The organism is Bacillus sp. FSL R5-0709 (assembly GCF_038004785.1).
Classification (GTDB): Bacteria; Bacillota; Bacilli; order Bacillales; family Bacillaceae_G; genus Bacillus_A; species Bacillus_A mycoides.
Genome location: NZ_JBBORT010000001.1, coordinates 3727689 through 3743303, shown reverse-complemented (window position 1 = coordinate 3743303; position 15615 = coordinate 3727689). Strand labels below are relative to the sequence as shown.

The window sequence follows — 15615 nt, the reverse complement described above, 5'->3', positions numbered from 1 at the left end:
TTTAACGCACCCTAGTCTCAAAGATTAGGGTATTTTTATACAGTTATTGTTATATAAATTCAATGGTGTTATCATAAAAAACAGAAAGATGAGGGATGACGATGAGCCATTTGTTAACGATGAGTGAATTATCGGAACAAGAAATTTCAGAAATCCTAAAAGACGCAGAAGATTTCGCGAATGGAAAAGAGAGAAAAACGACAGAGCAAACATTTGTTGCGAACTTGTTCTTTGAGAATAGTACGAGGACGAGATTTAGCTTTGAAGTTGCTGAGAAGAGATTAGGACTTGAAGTATTAGACTTTTCCGCAGATGCATCTAGCGTACAAAAAGGAGAAACTTTATACGATACGATAAGAACACTAGAATCAATCGGAACAAAAGCGGTAGTCATCCGCCATGAGCAAGATCGTTACTTCGATGAATTAAAAGATCAGGTGAATATCCCAATCTTGAACGCTGGAGATGGATGTGGAAATCATCCAACGCAATGTCTACTCGATCTTCTAACAATTAAACAAGAGTTTGGAAGATTTGAAGGTTTGAAGATTGCAATAGTTGGGGATGTTCGTCATAGTCGAGTAGCACGTTCTAATGCAGAAGCATTAACGAAACTGGGCGCGACAATTTACTTTGCAAGCCCAGAAGAGTGGAAAGATGAAGAGAACACATTTGGAACGTACAAGAGTTTAGATGAACTTGTTCCAGAAGTGGATGTGATGATGTTACTTCGTGTACAACATGAGCGTCATGACCATTATGAAACAGACATTATGAAAGAGTATCACGAGCAACATGGGTTAACAGTTGAAAGAGAAAAACGTATGAAAGAAGGAAGCATTATTATGCATCCAGCCCCTGTAAACCGTGATGTTGAAATTGCGAGTGAACTTGTCGAGTGTGAACGCTCACGCATATTCAAGCAAATGGAAAACGGGGTCTACGTAAGAATGGCTGTACTAAAACGCGCATTACCAAATGTATTAGGAGGAATGAAACATGAATTATTTGTTTAAAAATGGTCGTTATATGAATGCAGAAGGAACAATCGTAGCAACAGATCTTCTCGTACAAGACGGTAAAATTGCGAAGGTAGCAGAAAATATTACGGCAGATAATGCTGAAGTAATCGATGTAAATGGAAAGTTAATCGCACCTGGATTAGTAGATGTACACGTTCATCTTCGTGAACCAGGTGGTGAACATAAAGAAACAATTGAAACAGGAACACTTGCAGCAGCAAAAGGTGGATTTACTACAATTTGCGCAATGCCAAACACACGCCCAGTACCAGATTGTAAAGAACATATGGAAGACCTGCAAAAGCGTATTAAAGAAAAAGCACATGTAAATGTATTACCATATGGAGCAATTACAGTACGTCAAGCAGGTTCTGAAATGACCGATTTTGAAACGTTAAAAGAGCTTGGAGCGTTTGCTTTCACTGATGATGGCGTAGGCGTGCAAGATGCAAGCATGATGTTAGCTGCAATGAAGCGTGCATCGAAATTAAATATGGCAGTTGTTGCACACTGTGAAGAGAACACACTTATTAATAAAGGATGTGTACATGAAGGGAAGTTTTCTGAGAAACACGGATTAAACGGTATCCCATCAGTATGTGAATCCGTACATATTGCCCGGGACATCTTACTTGCGGAAGCTGCAAATTGTCACTACCACGTATGTCATGTAAGTACAAAAGGATCTGTACGTGTAATCCGTGACGCGAAACGTGCTGGAATTAAGGTGACAGCAGAAGTAACACCGCATCACTTAGTATTATGTGAAGATGATATCCCATCGGCTGATCCTAACTTTAAAATGAATCCACCGCTTCGAGGAAAAGAAGATCATGCAGCGTTAATTGAAGGACTATTAGATGGAACAATTGATATGATCGCAACTGACCATGCACCGCATACTGCAGAAGAGAAAGCGCAAGGGATTGAAAGAGCACCGTTCGGAATTACTGGTTTTGAAACAGCATTCCCGCTTTTATATACGAACCTTGTGAAAAAAGGAATCATTACATTAGAGCAACTGATTCAATTCTTAACAGAAAAACCAGCTGACACATTCGGTTTAGAAGCAGGGCGCCTAACAGAAGGTAGAACAGCTGATATTACAATTATCGATTTAGAACAAGAAGAAGAAATTGATCCAACAACATTCTTATCAAAAGGAAAAAACACACCATTCGCAGGTTGGAAATGCCAAGGTTGGCCGGTTATGACAATCGTTGGTGGTAAGATCGCATGGCAAAAGGAGAGTGCATTAGTATGAAAAGACAACTTATCTTAGAAGATGGAACAGTATTAATTGGAAAAGGTTTCGGAGGAGAAATAGAAAAGTCAGGTGAGGTTGTATTTACAACTGGGATGACTGGATATCAAGAAACTTTATCTGATCCATCATACTGCGGTCAAATCGTAACATTTACGTATCCATTAATCGGAAACTACGGCATTAACCGTGATGATTTTGAATCAATTCACCCATCTGTAAATGGTTTAATCGTAAACGAAATTTGTGATCACCCATCAAACTTCCGTAATGAAATTTCGCTAAATGATTACTTGAAAGAAAGAAATATCCCAGGATTAGCAGGAATTGATACGAGAAAATTAACAAGAAAAATTCGTCAATATGGAACTTTACGCGGACGTCTTTGCAATATGGATGTGGATGTAGAGGACATCGTTAGCCAATTGAAAGCAACTGTCTTTACAGATCATGTGAAACGCGTATCAACAAAAGATCCATATCCAAGTCCAGGCCGTGGACACCGAGTTGTACTTGTAGACTTCGGAATGAAACATGGTATTTTACGAGAATTAAATAAGCGTGATTGTGATGTAATTGTTGTACCTTACAATACAACAGCAGAAGAAATTCTACGCCTTAGCCCAGATGGAATTATGTTAAGTAATGGACCTGGGGACCCAAAAGATGTACCAGAAGCAATTGAAATGTTAAAAGAAATTATTGGTAAAGTTCCTTTATTCGGGATTTGCCTAGGACATCAATTGTTCGCCCTGGCATCTGGTGCGAATACAAGTAAGTTAAAATTCGGTCACCGTGGTTTAAATCATCCAGTAAAAAATCTTGCAACTGGAAAAGTAGCAATTACATCTCAAAACCATGGTTACGCAGTAGAAGAAGAATCAGTTGGAAATACAGAACTGGAAATTACACATGTTGCTTTAAATGATGGAACAGTAGAAGGTCTTCGTCATACGAAGTTCCCAGCATTTACAGTGCAATACCATCCAGAAGCTTCTGCAGGACCAGAAGATGCAAATGATTTATTCGAAGATTTCTTAGCAATGATTGAAAACTTCAAGAAAGAAGGGGAAGAGTTATGCCAAAACGCCTAGACATTAACACAATTTTAGTAATCGGATCAGGACCAATTGTAATTGGGCAAGCAGCAGAGTTTGATTACTCTGGTACACAAGCTTGTCAATCTCTTAGAGAAGAAGGTTACAAAGTAATCCTTGTTAACTCTAACCCAGCAACAATTATGACAGATACTGCAACAGCAGATAAAGTATATATAGAACCATTAACATTAGAATTCGTAAGCCGTATCATTCGTAAAGAACGTCCAGATGCACTCCTACCAACATTAGGTGGTCAAACAGGCCTAAACATGGCTGTTGAACTTGCGAAATCAGGCATACTTGAAGAGTGCGGAGTTGAAATTTTAGGAACAAAATTATCAGCAATCGAGCAAGCTGAGGATCGTGATTTATTCCGTACATTAATGCAGGAATTAAATGAACCAATTCCATCTAGCACGATTATTCATACGCTGGAAGAAGCGCATGAATTTGTAAAAGAAATTGGTTATCCAGTTATTGTTCGCCCAGCATTTACAATGGGGGGAACAGGTGGCGGAATCTGTAATAATGAAGAAGAACTAATTGAAATCGTATCAGGTGGATTAAAACATAGTCCAGTAACACAATGTTTATTAGAAAAGAGTATTGCCGGTTGTAAGGAAATTGAATATGAAGTAATGCGTGATTCGAATGATAACGCGATTGTAGTATGTAACATGGAAAATATCGATCCGGTTGGGGTTCACACAGGTGATTCTATCGTTGTAGCACCGAGCCAAACATTAAGTGACCGTGAGTATCAAATGTTACGAAACACTTCATTAAGAATTATTCGTGCATTAGGAATTGAAGGTGGATGTAACGTTCAGCTTGCACTTGATCCACATAGCTTCCAATATTATGTAATCGAAGTAAACCCGCGTGTGAGTCGTTCGTCTGCACTAGCATCTAAAGCAACTGGATATCCAATTGCGAAGCTAGCGGCGAAAATTGCAGTCGGTTTAACATTAGATGAAATTATAAACCCAGTAACACAAAAAACATATGCTTGCTTCGAGCCAGCATTAGACTATGTTGTTTCAAAAATTCCACGTTGGCCATTTGATAAGTTTGAATCAGCAAACAGAACACTTGGTACACAAATGAAGGCAACTGGTGAAGTTATGTCAATCGGACGTAACTTAGAACAATCATTATTAAAAGCGATTCGTTCTTTAGAGCTTGGCGTTTATCACCTAGAGTTAGACCACTTAAAAGAGCTTGATAAAGAAACGATGAAAAAGCGTATTATAAAAGCTGATGACGAGCGTCTGTTCGTTGTAGCAGAAGCAATCCGTCAAGGTGTAACGAAAGAAGAAATCAACGAATGGTGTGAAATGGACTTCTTCTTCTTACAAAAAATTGAAAATATCGTAAACATGGAACGCGAAGTAAAAGCGAATGTAGGAAATATGGAAGTGTTACAATCTGCTAAAGAAATGGGCTTCAGTGACCATTACATCGCCAATGCTTGGAACAAAACAGAGCGTGAAATTTACGATATGCGTAAAGAAAGCAATATGACTCCTGTTTATAAGATGGTAGATACTTGTGCGGCAGAGTTTGAATCTGCAACACCATACTACTACAGCACATATGGTGACGAGAATGAATCGATTGTAACAGATCGTAAGAGTGTAGTTGTACTAGGATCTGGTCCAATCCGTATTGGTCAAGGTGTTGAGTTTGATTATGCAACAGTTCACTCTGTATGGGCAATAAAAGAAGCTGGATATGAGGCAATCATTGTTAATAACAACCCAGAAACAGTTTCAACAGACTTCAGTATTTCTGACAAATTATACTTTGAACCATTAACAATCGAAGATGTAATGCACATTATCGATTTAGAAAAGCCAGAAGGTGTTATCGTCCAATTCGGTGGACAAACGGCAATTAACTTAGCGGCTAAATTAGAAGCACACGGTGTAAAAATCTTAGGAACATCACTTGAAGATTTAGACCGTGCAGAAGATCGTGATAAGTTTGAAGCAGCTTTAACAAAGCTTGGTATCCCGCAACCAGTTGGTAAAACAGCAACGACTGTAGAGCAAGCAGTAGCGATCGCTGACAAAATTGGTTACCCAGTATTAGTAAGACCATCTTACGTACTAGGTGGACGTGCGATGGAAATCGTATATCGTCAAGAAGAATTACTGCACTACATGAAAAATGCGGTTAAAGTTCACGCAGATCACCCAGTATTAATCGACCGTTATATGGTTGGTAAAGAAATTGAAGTAGATGCAATTTCAGACGGTGAGAATGTATTCATTCCAGGTATTATGGAACATATCGAACGCGCTGGAGTTCACTCTGGGGATTCAATTGGAGTATATCCACCACAGAGCTTATCTGAAAAACTAAAAGAACAAATTATTGAACATACAATTGGGCTTGGAAAAGGTTTAAACATTGTTGGATTACTAAACATTCAGTTTGTAGTATTCAAAGATGAAGTGTATGTAATTGAAGTAAATCCACGTGCGAGCCGTACAGTACCATTCTTAAGTAAAATTACAGGCGTACCGATGGCAAATATCGCAACGAAAGTTATTTTAGGTCAAAACCTTGTAGAACAAGGATATGGAACTGGCTATCACCCAGAAGAGAAGGAAGTGTATGTAAAAGCACCGGTATTCTCATTTGCGAAACTACGCTCAGTTGATACAACATTAGGGCCTGAAATGAAATCAACAGGGGAAGTAATGGGTAAAGATTTAACGCTTGAAAAAGCATTATATAAAGGACTTGTTGCTTCAGGAATTAACATTCCAACGCACGGATCAGTAATCATCACTGTAGCGGATAAAGATAAAGAAGAAGCGCTGGAAATTGCAAAACGCTTCCATGAAATCGGCTATAACTTATTAGCAACAGCAGGAACAGCACAATCGCTAACAGAACAAAACATTCCGGTGCAAGTTGTAAACAAAATTGATTCTGAAGACTACAACTTACTTGATATTATCCGTCAAGGGAAAGCTCAGTTTGTAATCAATACATTAACAAAAGGAAAACAACCAGCGCGTGATGGTTTCCGCATTCGCCGTGAATCAGTAGAAAATGGTGTGGCTTGCTTAACATCACTTGATACAACGAGAGCAATCTTGAGAGTATTAGAATCTATGACATTCTCAGCTCATTCAATGAAAGAAATTACGCAAACGAAGCGTCACGAGGTGGTACATGCATGATGCAAAAGCAAAATATGATCGTCGTTAACCAAAAAGAAATCGCAAAAAACATTTACGAATTAGTGCTTCAAGGGGATTTAGTGCAGCAAATGAACGATCCAGGGCAGTTTGTACACATTAAGGTAGCAGAGGGCATTACGCCCCTTCTGCGCCGCCCAATTAGTATTTGTAATGTCGATCAAGACAAGAACGAATTTACAATGCTATATCGTGCGGAAGGACAAGGGACAAAAACATTAGCGAAAAGAAAACAAGGTGAACTTGTAGATGTGTTAGGACCACTTGGTCATGGATTTCCTGTAGAAGAAGCGGAATCTGGACAAACGGCTCTATTAGTCGGTGGGGGAATTGGTGTACCACCACTATATGAATTGTCACAGCGTCTTGTAGCAAAAGGAGTACGCGTTATTCACATCTTAGGTTTCCAAACGAAAGATGTTGTCTTCTATGAAGAGAAATTCGCAGAACTTGGTGATACGTATGTTGCAACAGTTGATGGTACACATGGTACAAAAGGGTTTGTAACAGATGTAATCGATAGCTATGGAATTGACTTTGACATTCTCTACTCATGTGGACCTTTAGCGATGCTTCGTGCATTAGAAGGACGCTATAAGGAGAGAAAAGCCTACATTTCATTAGAAGAACGTATGGGCTGTGGTATCGGAGCATGTTTCGCATGTGTATGCCATTTGCAAGCAGATCCGAGTGGGCATTCTTACAAGAAGGTGTGTAGCGACGGACCAGTATTTCCAATCGGGGAGGTTGTACTATGAACAGATTGCAAGTTGAATTACCAGGGTTATCATTAAAAAATCCAATCATCCCAGCATCTGGTTGCTTCGGATTTGGTCGTGAGTATGCACAGTTCTATGATTTAAGTGTACTTGGATCAATTATGATTAAAGCGACAACAGAACAACCTCGTTATGGAAACCCAACGCCTCGTGTTGCTGAAACACCAGGCGGAATGCTAAATGCAATCGGGCTTCAAAATCCTGGATTAGAAAAGGTAATGAATTCTGAATTACCTTTTCTCGAGCAATTTGATCTTCCGATTATTGCAAACGTTGCGGGTTCACAAGCTGAGGATTACGTAGCGGTTGCGAAGGCGATTTCAAAGGCACCTAATGTTCATGCGCTAGAATTAAATATTTCTTGTCCAAACGTAAAAACGGGTGGTATCGCTTTTGGTACAAATCCTGAAATTGCTGCTGATTTAACGAAGCGAGTAAAAGAGGTTTCTGAAGTACCGGTATATGTGAAATTGTCACCGAACGTGGCAAACATTGTGGAAATTGCAAAAGCAATTGAAAATGCGGGTGCGGACGGTTTAACGATGATTAATACATTGCTTGGTATGCGTCTAGATTTAAAAACTGCAAAACCAATTTTAGCAAACCGTACGGGCGGACTATCAGGGCCTGCGATTAAGCCAGTAGCAATTCGTATGGTACATGAAGTAAGTCAAGCGGTTAACATTCCGATCATCGGAATGGGTGGTATTGAAACAGCGGAAGATGTAATTGAATTCTTCTATGCGGGCGCAAGCGCGGTCGCAGTTGGAACGGCGAACTTTATCGATCCGTTCGTATGTCCGACAATTATTGAAGAATTACCAGCATTACTAGATGAATTAGGATTTGATCATATTTCGGAATGTCAAGGAAGGAGCTGGAAGCAAACATGTCACAGTCGTTAATCGTTGCACTAGATTTTCCAGGGAAACAAGAGGTAGAACAATTCTTACACCACTTTGAAGGGGAAGAGTTATTTGTCAAAGTTGGTATGGAGTTATTTTACAAAGAAGGTCCTGCAATTATTACGTACTTAAAAGAAAAAGGACATAAAATCTTCCTAGATTTAAAACTTCATGATATTCCGAATACGGTAAAAAGCGCTATGCGTAGCCTAGCTAGTCTAGATGTAGATATGGTAAATGTTCATGCTGCTGGGGGAAGCAGTATGATGAAAGCTGCGATTGAGGGATTAGAGGAAGGTAAGCAAGAAGGAAAAGAGAGACCGATTTGTATTGCAGTTACACAATTAACAAGCACTTCGGAAGCTATGATGAAAAAAGAGATTGGCATTGAGAAAACGTTAGAAGAAGCGGTTGCTCATTATGCAAAATTAACGAAAGAAAGTGGACTTGATGGAGTTGTTTGTTCAACACTTGAAGTACCAAAATTACGTGAAGTATGCGGAAATGAATTTGTAACAGTAACACCGGGGATTCGTCTTGCAAGCGATGATGTAAATGACCAAGTGCGCGTAGCAACACCGAAACGTGCGAGGGAACTTGGTTCAAGCTACATCGTAGTTGGACGTAGTATTACAAAAGCAGAAAATCCGCTTGAAGCGTATAAAACAGTAAAACAACAGTGGGAAGGTGTAACAGTATGAAAAAAGAAATCGCATCGCATTTATTAGAAATTGGAGCAGTATTTTTACAACCGAATGACCCATTTACTTGGTCTTCTGGTATAAAATCACCAATTTATTGTGATAATCGTTTAACTTTATCTTATCCAAAAGTACGCCAAGCGATTGCAGCTGGATTAGAAGAGTTAATTAAAGAGCACTTCTCAACTGTAGAAGTTATTGCAGGAACAGCAACTGCTGGTATTGCGCACGCTGCATGGGTAAGCGATCGTATGGATTTACCAATGTGCTACGTGCGTAGTAAAGCAAAAGGTCACGGTAAAGGGAACCAAATCGAAGGAAAAGCTGAAAAAGGTCAAAAAGTAGTAGTAGTAGAAGACTTAATTTCAACTGGCGGTAGTGCAATTACATGTGTAGAAGCACTTCGCGAAGCTGGCTGTGAAGTATTAGGAATCGTATCAATCTTCACATACGAGCTTGAGTCAGGAAAAGAGAAACTAGAAGCAGCAAACGTAGCATCATATTCTTTAAGTGATTACAGTGCATTAACTGAAGTTGCAGCAGAAAAAGGTATGATCGGACAAGCTGAAACGAAAAAATTACAAGAGTGGCGTAAAAATCCAGCAAATGAAGCTTGGATTACAGCGTAACACGAAAAAAGACGACCGCGGGGGAACGCGGTCGTCTTTTTTATATCATTGCTAAAATTTTATGTAAAGTTCCATCGATATCAAAGAAAATCATAGTACAATCTCCTCACTAATAACTACTTATTGTTTTCTGCAACTTCATATCCTCTCACAAACAATAGAGTCATATAAGAAATAATAAATGAGAAGATACTATACATACCGACCCAAAAGAAAAACTTTGGAGGGAAGGCGATAGCACCTACTATTAAAAAACTAGCAAACGTTACAATTGGCATTACATAGTACGTTCTCGTTCTACGTGTTCCAATAACAGAAACGATAAAGATAAGTAATGGACAAATTAATAAGACAAAAATCAATTCATTCATAGTTATGTCCCCTTTTCTAATTGAAGTAATCTGTTTCTCGTAAACGTTTTGAAATAAATACTCTCCTAATATAACTTCGCTAACATATACATAATCCCTTTTGAAAGTCAGTAATAAATGATTGATTTCACAATGAAAAACGTAAGCAAGAGAATACTCGCTTACGCTATAGAATAAACATCGCAACGATCGTGGTGACGATTAAGCCAATCACAACTGGTAAAAAGTTTCGGCGCGCAAGTTCAAAAGGATCTACTTTGCATATGGCAGCGGCAGGAATAAGCGCCCAAGGAATTAAAGTGCCACCGCCAGTCCAGATTGCTGCAATTTGCCCAAGTGCTGTTAATGTAGCGGTTCCATGCCCAAGTGCTGTTCCGAAAAGATTGGCAATCGAACCAGTAAGTGATATACCGGAAAAGCCAGATCCATCTAAGCCTGTTATGACACCAACGATAGTTAATGTTCCTGCCGATACATATTGGTTTAAAGGAACAATTTGAGATAAGGCGATTCCTAAGTCGTTAATGATTCCATGTGAACCTTTCGGTAAATAGTCCCCGATAATTTTCACAAAGCCGCTATCTCCTAAATAAAAGAGTGTAGCAATTGGGATAACTGGACCAAAGATTTTAAATCCAAATTGGAGCCCTTCTATAAAATAATCGGTCGTTTTATTCAGTCCATTACCTTTGTAGGCGATGAGAGAAATAATGATAATCATAATAACAGTCGTCCCGCCGATAAGTGCAGTTGCATCGCTTCCTTGTAGTTTAAATTGAATCATGCAAAGAATATCTATGGCATATACGATCGGAATACAAATAGCGAGCCATTTTTTTGTCTGAGGAGATAATGAAGTGAGCGTTTTAGAAGACTCAGTTGATGGAATAGATTCTTGTATAGATAAGCCTGTATGAAATTCTTTTCGTAAGAAGAAAAATGCGACGGAAGTTGTCACAATACCCATAACGATAACGAGGGGAACACTGGCTGAAACAACGCTGGAAACAGGAAGACCAGCAGCATCTGCAGTTAATTTCGGTGCACCTTGAATAACGAAGTCACCAGATAAGGCGATGCCGTGTCCGAATAAGTTCATAGCGATTGCGACTCCAATTGGCGGAAGGCCGACGCGTACAGCGACTGGTAATAAAATGGCCCCCATTAAGGCGACAGCTGGAGAAGGCCAAAAGAAAAAGGAAATTGTCATCATTAAAAGACCGATAATCCAGTAGGCATGTGCAGGTGTACGAATCATCTTTGTAAATGGTGAAATCATCGTATCATTTATGCCGGTATGAACGAGTAGGTTGCTCATTGATACGATAATGGAGATGATTAATATAGTTGGTAATAGTTCGGTAATGGCGTAAATGAAACTTTGAAAGATACCACTAATGGCAAGAGGGATAGAACTTGTAGCGGTTAATGCTAATAAAAAGATAAAAACGATACAAATGATCGTCGTATCTTTTCTAAAAATAAAAAAGGTAATAATAGTGAGTAAACAAAGAATATAGAGAGCATGTAAAAGCGTTAATTCAACTCCCATAACATTCACATCCTTTAGGCATTCGTGTAGTTTATTGTATGAAAGCAGTGAAAGTATGTGAGTATAGGAAAAAGAAAAAGTGAAATTTCATGTACTGTAATGGTAAGAATAGTAAATGGATGTTACAATACAATTAATCCTAAAAATGGAATTTGAGGGGGCATATGCGCAAACAAATTGGATTTTGGGGATTCATCCTCTCTTGTAGTCTATTAATCATTTTAAATCTGTTCACAAACAATGAATGGATCAGTATCATACCTGTTTTCGGGTTTGTATTTGTACTTTTATATAACTGGGATGATATGAAACAATATAGCAAGAAAAGTATTGGAATTATGATAGGTATCATTGTTGTTAGTTCGTTTGTCGTAGGTTTTATTTTAATAGAAGGTCAGAAGCAAATGGAGAAAATGTCTATTTTTCAACAATGGTTGTCGTCTGCAAAAGCTCTTTATCTTGTAATTGTAGTTGTTATTTTGCTAAGAATTGTTATAAGTATAGCAAGTTACATATTAAAGAAGAAGTAGAATGGGGGAGTACGAATGAGAGAGAAAATAGGGTAACTAACTGTTACGATTTATTTAACCAATTATAACCAAAGTTAATTAAATATATCAGTAAGCCCTGCTAGTCAAGTGATTGGCTAGTAGTGAGGGTTAACTGCGGGCAATCCCTAAAGCTGATTGAACTACAACGTGGCTAGAAATAGCGAGCGTGAATGTCGCGAAAGCAGAAAAAATCAATCAGATCGTGCAAGGTTAAATCCTAAACATTAGAACAATGGGTCTTCCGCCTCGAATCATCTAAGTCAAAATGGATAAGATGAACGTTCAACGACTATCTCGTATAACTGACGAGAGTACATCACAAGCCTATGGTGGTGGAAAAATCCTCTATCTTTAAGTAGATAAACATATAGTCTGCGCTCATGTGAAAACATGAGAAGTTCATAAGAGAACTGGCTAAGGAATTGCGCCCTTAGTTGAACAAGATAAATTTTATTGAATCTATCAAACTTTATTGAAAATACCGAACATACGTTCTGTGTTAGGTTCAATGAGGTGAGAATAATAATGAAATTTTCACGAGTTAGTCAAGTATCGGAATTAACAGGTTTGTATCCTAGTAGTCTTAGGAGAATGCTGATGGAACACGCTACTATTCAGAAGGATCAATCTTTCGTTATCTAAAAGGTGAGTGCTCGAATAATCGCACAGTAAAGGAGTAGGCTTCTGATGATATTGGCGAAGAAAGTTAGACTGATTCCAACGCCTGAACAAGAAAAAGTGCTTAGAAACCATGCTGGTGCTGCAAGATTCGCTTATAACTATTGTAAAAGAATGAGTGATAGATATTATAAGCTATTTGGAAAATCTGTTTCACAGTTAGCTTTACAGAAACGATTTACAAAGATCAAGAAGCGAAAGAGATATGAGTGGTTAAATGACATCAACGCACAAGTTCCCAAACAGGCTTCAAAAGATTTTGATACGGCGAGGAAACATTCGTTCAAAAAGTACAAAAATAGTTATCACACTTCTTATAAATCTAAAAAAGATTTAATCCAAGGATTTTATGCCAATTATGAAAGACTGATTATAGGAAAGAAAGTAGTTCATATTCAGTCCATTGGAGAAGTGAAAACAAGCCAACAACTACCAAGAAACAAAAAACCATCCAATCCAAGAGTTACATTTGATGGTCGTCACTGGTGGATTAGTGTAGGGTTCCAAGAAGATTTTGAATCTCAAGAACTAACCAATGAGTCGATTGGTGTGGATGTTGGTTTAAAAGAGCTGTTTGTAGCTTCTAATGGTACGAAAGAACGAAATATAAACAAAGATGCTAAGGTTAAAAAACTTTTGAAAAGGAAAAAGTCAGCGCAAAGAGATATGTCTAGGAGATTTAAAAAAGGTGTAAAAATTCAATCTGCCGGATATGAAAAAGCTAAAACTGAGCACCTGCGGTTATCTAGGAAAATTACGAATATCCGAAATAACCATATCCATCAAGCAACAGCTAAATTGGTGAAAACCAAACCAATGAGAATTGTTGTGGAAGACTTACCTATCTCAAACCTGTTAAAAAACAAAAAACTATCGAAAGCATTTTTATTTCAAAAATTAAACTTCTTCTTTCAATGTTTGTCATACAAGTGCGAGAAGTATGGCATTGAGTATGTAAAAGCTGATAAATGGTTCGCCTCAAGCAAGATTTGCTCATGTTGCGGAGTAAAATACGACCATTCAGTTCAACCAGAAGGACAGTGGAGTTTAAAAATACGTGAGTGGCGTTGTGTTGGGTGCAATAGCCATCATGATAGAGATTTAAATGCTTCGATAAATTTATCAAGATGGGTAAAATAAAAGCTTGATAATAGGAGGTAACGATACTGCCTCGTGTGGAGTGTTATACCCCTTGTCCCTTCGGGGTTGCGAGAACACGATGAAGCACTAACTTGTGTAAATTTGATTGAATTGCATAGATTTAGTTAAGTTTATCGTATCGGTATTATGGTGTGCTCGTTTGTTTACTATTATCAGTTATTTCAGGGCAATTTCTTAAAAGTGAATGGGTGCCAGTTATATTATGTATAGGAGTATTGATTTTTGCACCTATGTATCGCTGGAAGGAATGGAAAGCATATAGCCGAAAAAAGAAAATTGTTTTCAGCATCGAGTTTGTCATTATAATTAGCACAATTCCGTTTTTGTTATTGAAAGGAAATGAGATAATAGATGGAATTGTAATGTTTCAAGGGTGGTTATTTATTGCGAAATTGCTATATTTAATATGTATATTAATGTCGGTAGCGGTAATCGCTAAAAAAGTAAACGAAAAGCTATTCGCTAATGAATAAAAGAAAATGCCACCTTATTCGGTGGCATTTTTTTCTATGATTTTAACAAGGGATAACAATTAGTTCCCGATTTGATTTTGTAATAACTTCATATCCGTCTTTTGTAATGACGATATCATCTTCAATTCTACAACCGCCCCAGTTCGGTATGTAAATACCAGGTTCAACGGTAACAACCATACCTTCTTCTAAAGTAGCCTTACTTTCTTGGGATAGGCGAAGAGGTTCATGTATTTCTAACCCAAGACCATGACCGGTAGAGTGTCCAAAATATTGACCGTATCCATGTTCTGTAATGTAATCTCTCGTTATATCATCGATACTTTTCGCAGTTTCCCCAGGTTTAATTGCTTCCGTCCCACGTTTTAACGCTTCTCGTACAACATTGTATATCTTTTTGAATTCTTCTGATGGTTCCCCAATTGCTACAGTACGTGTTATATCGGAACAATATCCATCGTAAAGTGCACCGAAATCTAATGTAACGACGTCGCCTCGTTCGATTATTTTATTTGATGCAACTCCATGAGGAAGTGAAGAACGAACACCAGAAGCTACAATGATTTGAAATGAAGAGGATGTAGCCCCTTTTTTTCGCATGAAAAATTCTAACTCATCTCGTACATCATTTTCACTTATTCCTGGTTTTAGAAACGTAAGGATGTGGTGAAATGCTTCGTCAGCAATATTAGCTGCGATTTTCATTGTTTCTATTTCAGGCATGTCTTTAATAATACGAATATTTTCGATGATTTCGCACACTTGAACCATTTCCGCATGTACGTATTTTTGTAAGTTTTTATATTGTTGTAATGTCATGTTATTTTCTTCAATTCCAAGTTTTTGAATGTTTAATTTCGATACTTGATTTGCAACTTCTTTCTCTAAATTTCCTTTATGCATAACAATTTCAGCGTCTTTTATTTGTGATTTCGCTTGATCTACGTAGCGAAAATCAGTTATAAAAACCGCTTTATCCGCAGAGATTAAGACGACGCCAGCGCTGCCTGTAAAGCCTGTTGCATATTGGCGATTTTCTTTTTTTGTAATAAGTAATCCGTCAATTTCATATTTTTGTAGTTGATTTTGGATTTTATTAATTCTTAAAGTCATGTTAATTTCCCCCTTTTCACAGTATTGAATAAAGCAAATAGCGTGCCAAAATATATATTTGAGGAAAAAAGATAGTAGGAACTACATATGTTTTAGGGGAG

Annotated in this window: 14 protein-coding genes; 11 read left to right on the top strand and 3 right to left on the bottom strand. The window is 38.0% G+C overall.

Annotated elements, in window-relative coordinates:
• The first annotated feature begins 101 nt into the window (after positions 1-101).
• From pyrB to pyrE, 8 genes are read left to right on the top strand one after another with little or no spacing between them, the layout of a single operon-like run.
• Entirely contained in the window at positions 102-1016 is a 915-nt protein-coding gene (pyrB, locus tag MKX37_RS18960) for an aspartate carbamoyltransferase (protein WP_002128846.1), read from the top strand.
• Complete coding sequence (gene pyrC, locus MKX37_RS18955; RefSeq protein WP_002088243.1) at positions 1000-2286, top strand: dihydroorotase; 1287 nt, start codon at positions 1000-1002, stop codon at positions 2284-2286. The genes pyrB and pyrC overlap by 17 nt, the downstream gene beginning before the upstream one ends.
• Positions 2283-3380, top strand: coding sequence for a carbamoyl phosphate synthase small subunit (locus tag MKX37_RS18950; RefSeq protein WP_002111416.1), 1098 nt, complete (start codon positions 2283-2285; stop codon positions 3378-3380). The genes pyrC and MKX37_RS18950 overlap by 4 nt, the downstream gene beginning before the upstream one ends.
• A complete protein-coding gene (gene carB, locus MKX37_RS18945; RefSeq protein ID WP_002128845.1) occupies positions 3365-6583 on the top strand; it encodes a carbamoyl-phosphate synthase large subunit in 3219 nt (1072 codons plus the stop codon). The genes MKX37_RS18950 and carB overlap by 16 nt, the downstream gene beginning before the upstream one ends.
• Positions 6580-7359: a dihydroorotate oxidase B electron transfer subunit gene (gene pyrK / locus MKX37_RS18940; RefSeq protein WP_002088239.1), complete on the top strand. Its 780-nt coding sequence runs from the start codon at positions 6580-6582 to the stop codon at positions 7357-7359. Before carB ends, pyrK begins: the two co-directional genes overlap by 4 nt.
• On the top strand, positions 7356-8285 hold the full coding sequence (pyrD, locus tag MKX37_RS18935; protein ID WP_002088238.1) for a dihydroorotate oxidase B catalytic subunit: 930 nt from the start codon (positions 7356-7358) through the stop codon (positions 8283-8285). Before pyrK ends, pyrD begins: the two co-directional genes overlap by 4 nt.
• Positions 8270-8986 (top strand): orotidine-5'-phosphate decarboxylase, encoded by a 717-nt coding sequence (gene pyrF, locus MKX37_RS18930; protein ID WP_000083510.1) that lies wholly within the window; start codon positions 8270-8272, stop codon positions 8984-8986. Before pyrD ends, pyrF begins: the two co-directional genes overlap by 16 nt.
• Positions 8983-9615 (top strand): orotate phosphoribosyltransferase, encoded by a 633-nt coding sequence (gene pyrE, locus MKX37_RS18925; protein ID WP_012261599.1) that lies wholly within the window; start codon positions 8983-8985, stop codon positions 9613-9615. Before pyrF ends, pyrE begins: the two co-directional genes overlap by 4 nt.
• Before the next feature lie 116 nt (positions 9616-9731).
• Here pyrE and MKX37_RS18920 read toward each other — a convergent pair whose 3' ends face one another.
• Positions 9732-9986 (bottom strand): YbeF family protein, encoded by a 255-nt coding sequence (locus tag MKX37_RS18920; RefSeq protein ID WP_002033769.1) that lies wholly within the window; start codon positions 9984-9986, stop codon positions 9732-9734.
• Positions 9987-10152: 166 nt separating this feature from the next.
• Positions 10153-11538, bottom strand: coding sequence for a hypothetical protein (locus tag MKX37_RS18915; protein WP_078421717.1), 1386 nt, complete (start codon positions 11536-11538; stop codon positions 10153-10155).
• A gap of 164 nt (positions 11539-11702) precedes the next feature.
• Between MKX37_RS18915 and MKX37_RS18910 the strand changes: the two genes are divergently transcribed.
• The 3 genes from MKX37_RS18910 to MKX37_RS18900 all read left to right on the top strand — a co-directional run bounded on the left by MKX37_RS18910 (position 11703) and on the right by MKX37_RS18900 (position 14401).
• On the top strand, positions 11703-12068 hold the full coding sequence (locus MKX37_RS18910; RefSeq protein ID WP_002128842.1) for a YoqO family protein: 366 nt from the start codon (positions 11703-11705) through the stop codon (positions 12066-12068).
• A gap of 708 nt (positions 12069-12776) precedes the next feature.
• On the top strand, positions 12777-13907 hold the full coding sequence (locus MKX37_RS18905; protein ID WP_050000356.1) for an RNA-guided endonuclease InsQ/TnpB family protein: 1131 nt from the start codon (positions 12777-12779) through the stop codon (positions 13905-13907).
• Between the two features lie 152 nt (positions 13908-14059).
• On the top strand, positions 14060-14401 hold the full coding sequence (locus MKX37_RS18900) for a YoqO family protein (protein WP_002014486.1): 342 nt from the start codon (positions 14060-14062) through the stop codon (positions 14399-14401).
• A gap of 42 nt (positions 14402-14443) precedes the next feature.
• Here MKX37_RS18900 and MKX37_RS18895 read toward each other — a convergent pair whose 3' ends face one another.
• Positions 14444-15514 (bottom strand): M24 family metallopeptidase, encoded by a 1071-nt coding sequence (locus tag MKX37_RS18895; protein WP_002128840.1) that lies wholly within the window; start codon positions 15512-15514, stop codon positions 14444-14446.
• Positions 15515-15615 lie beyond the last annotated feature (101 nt).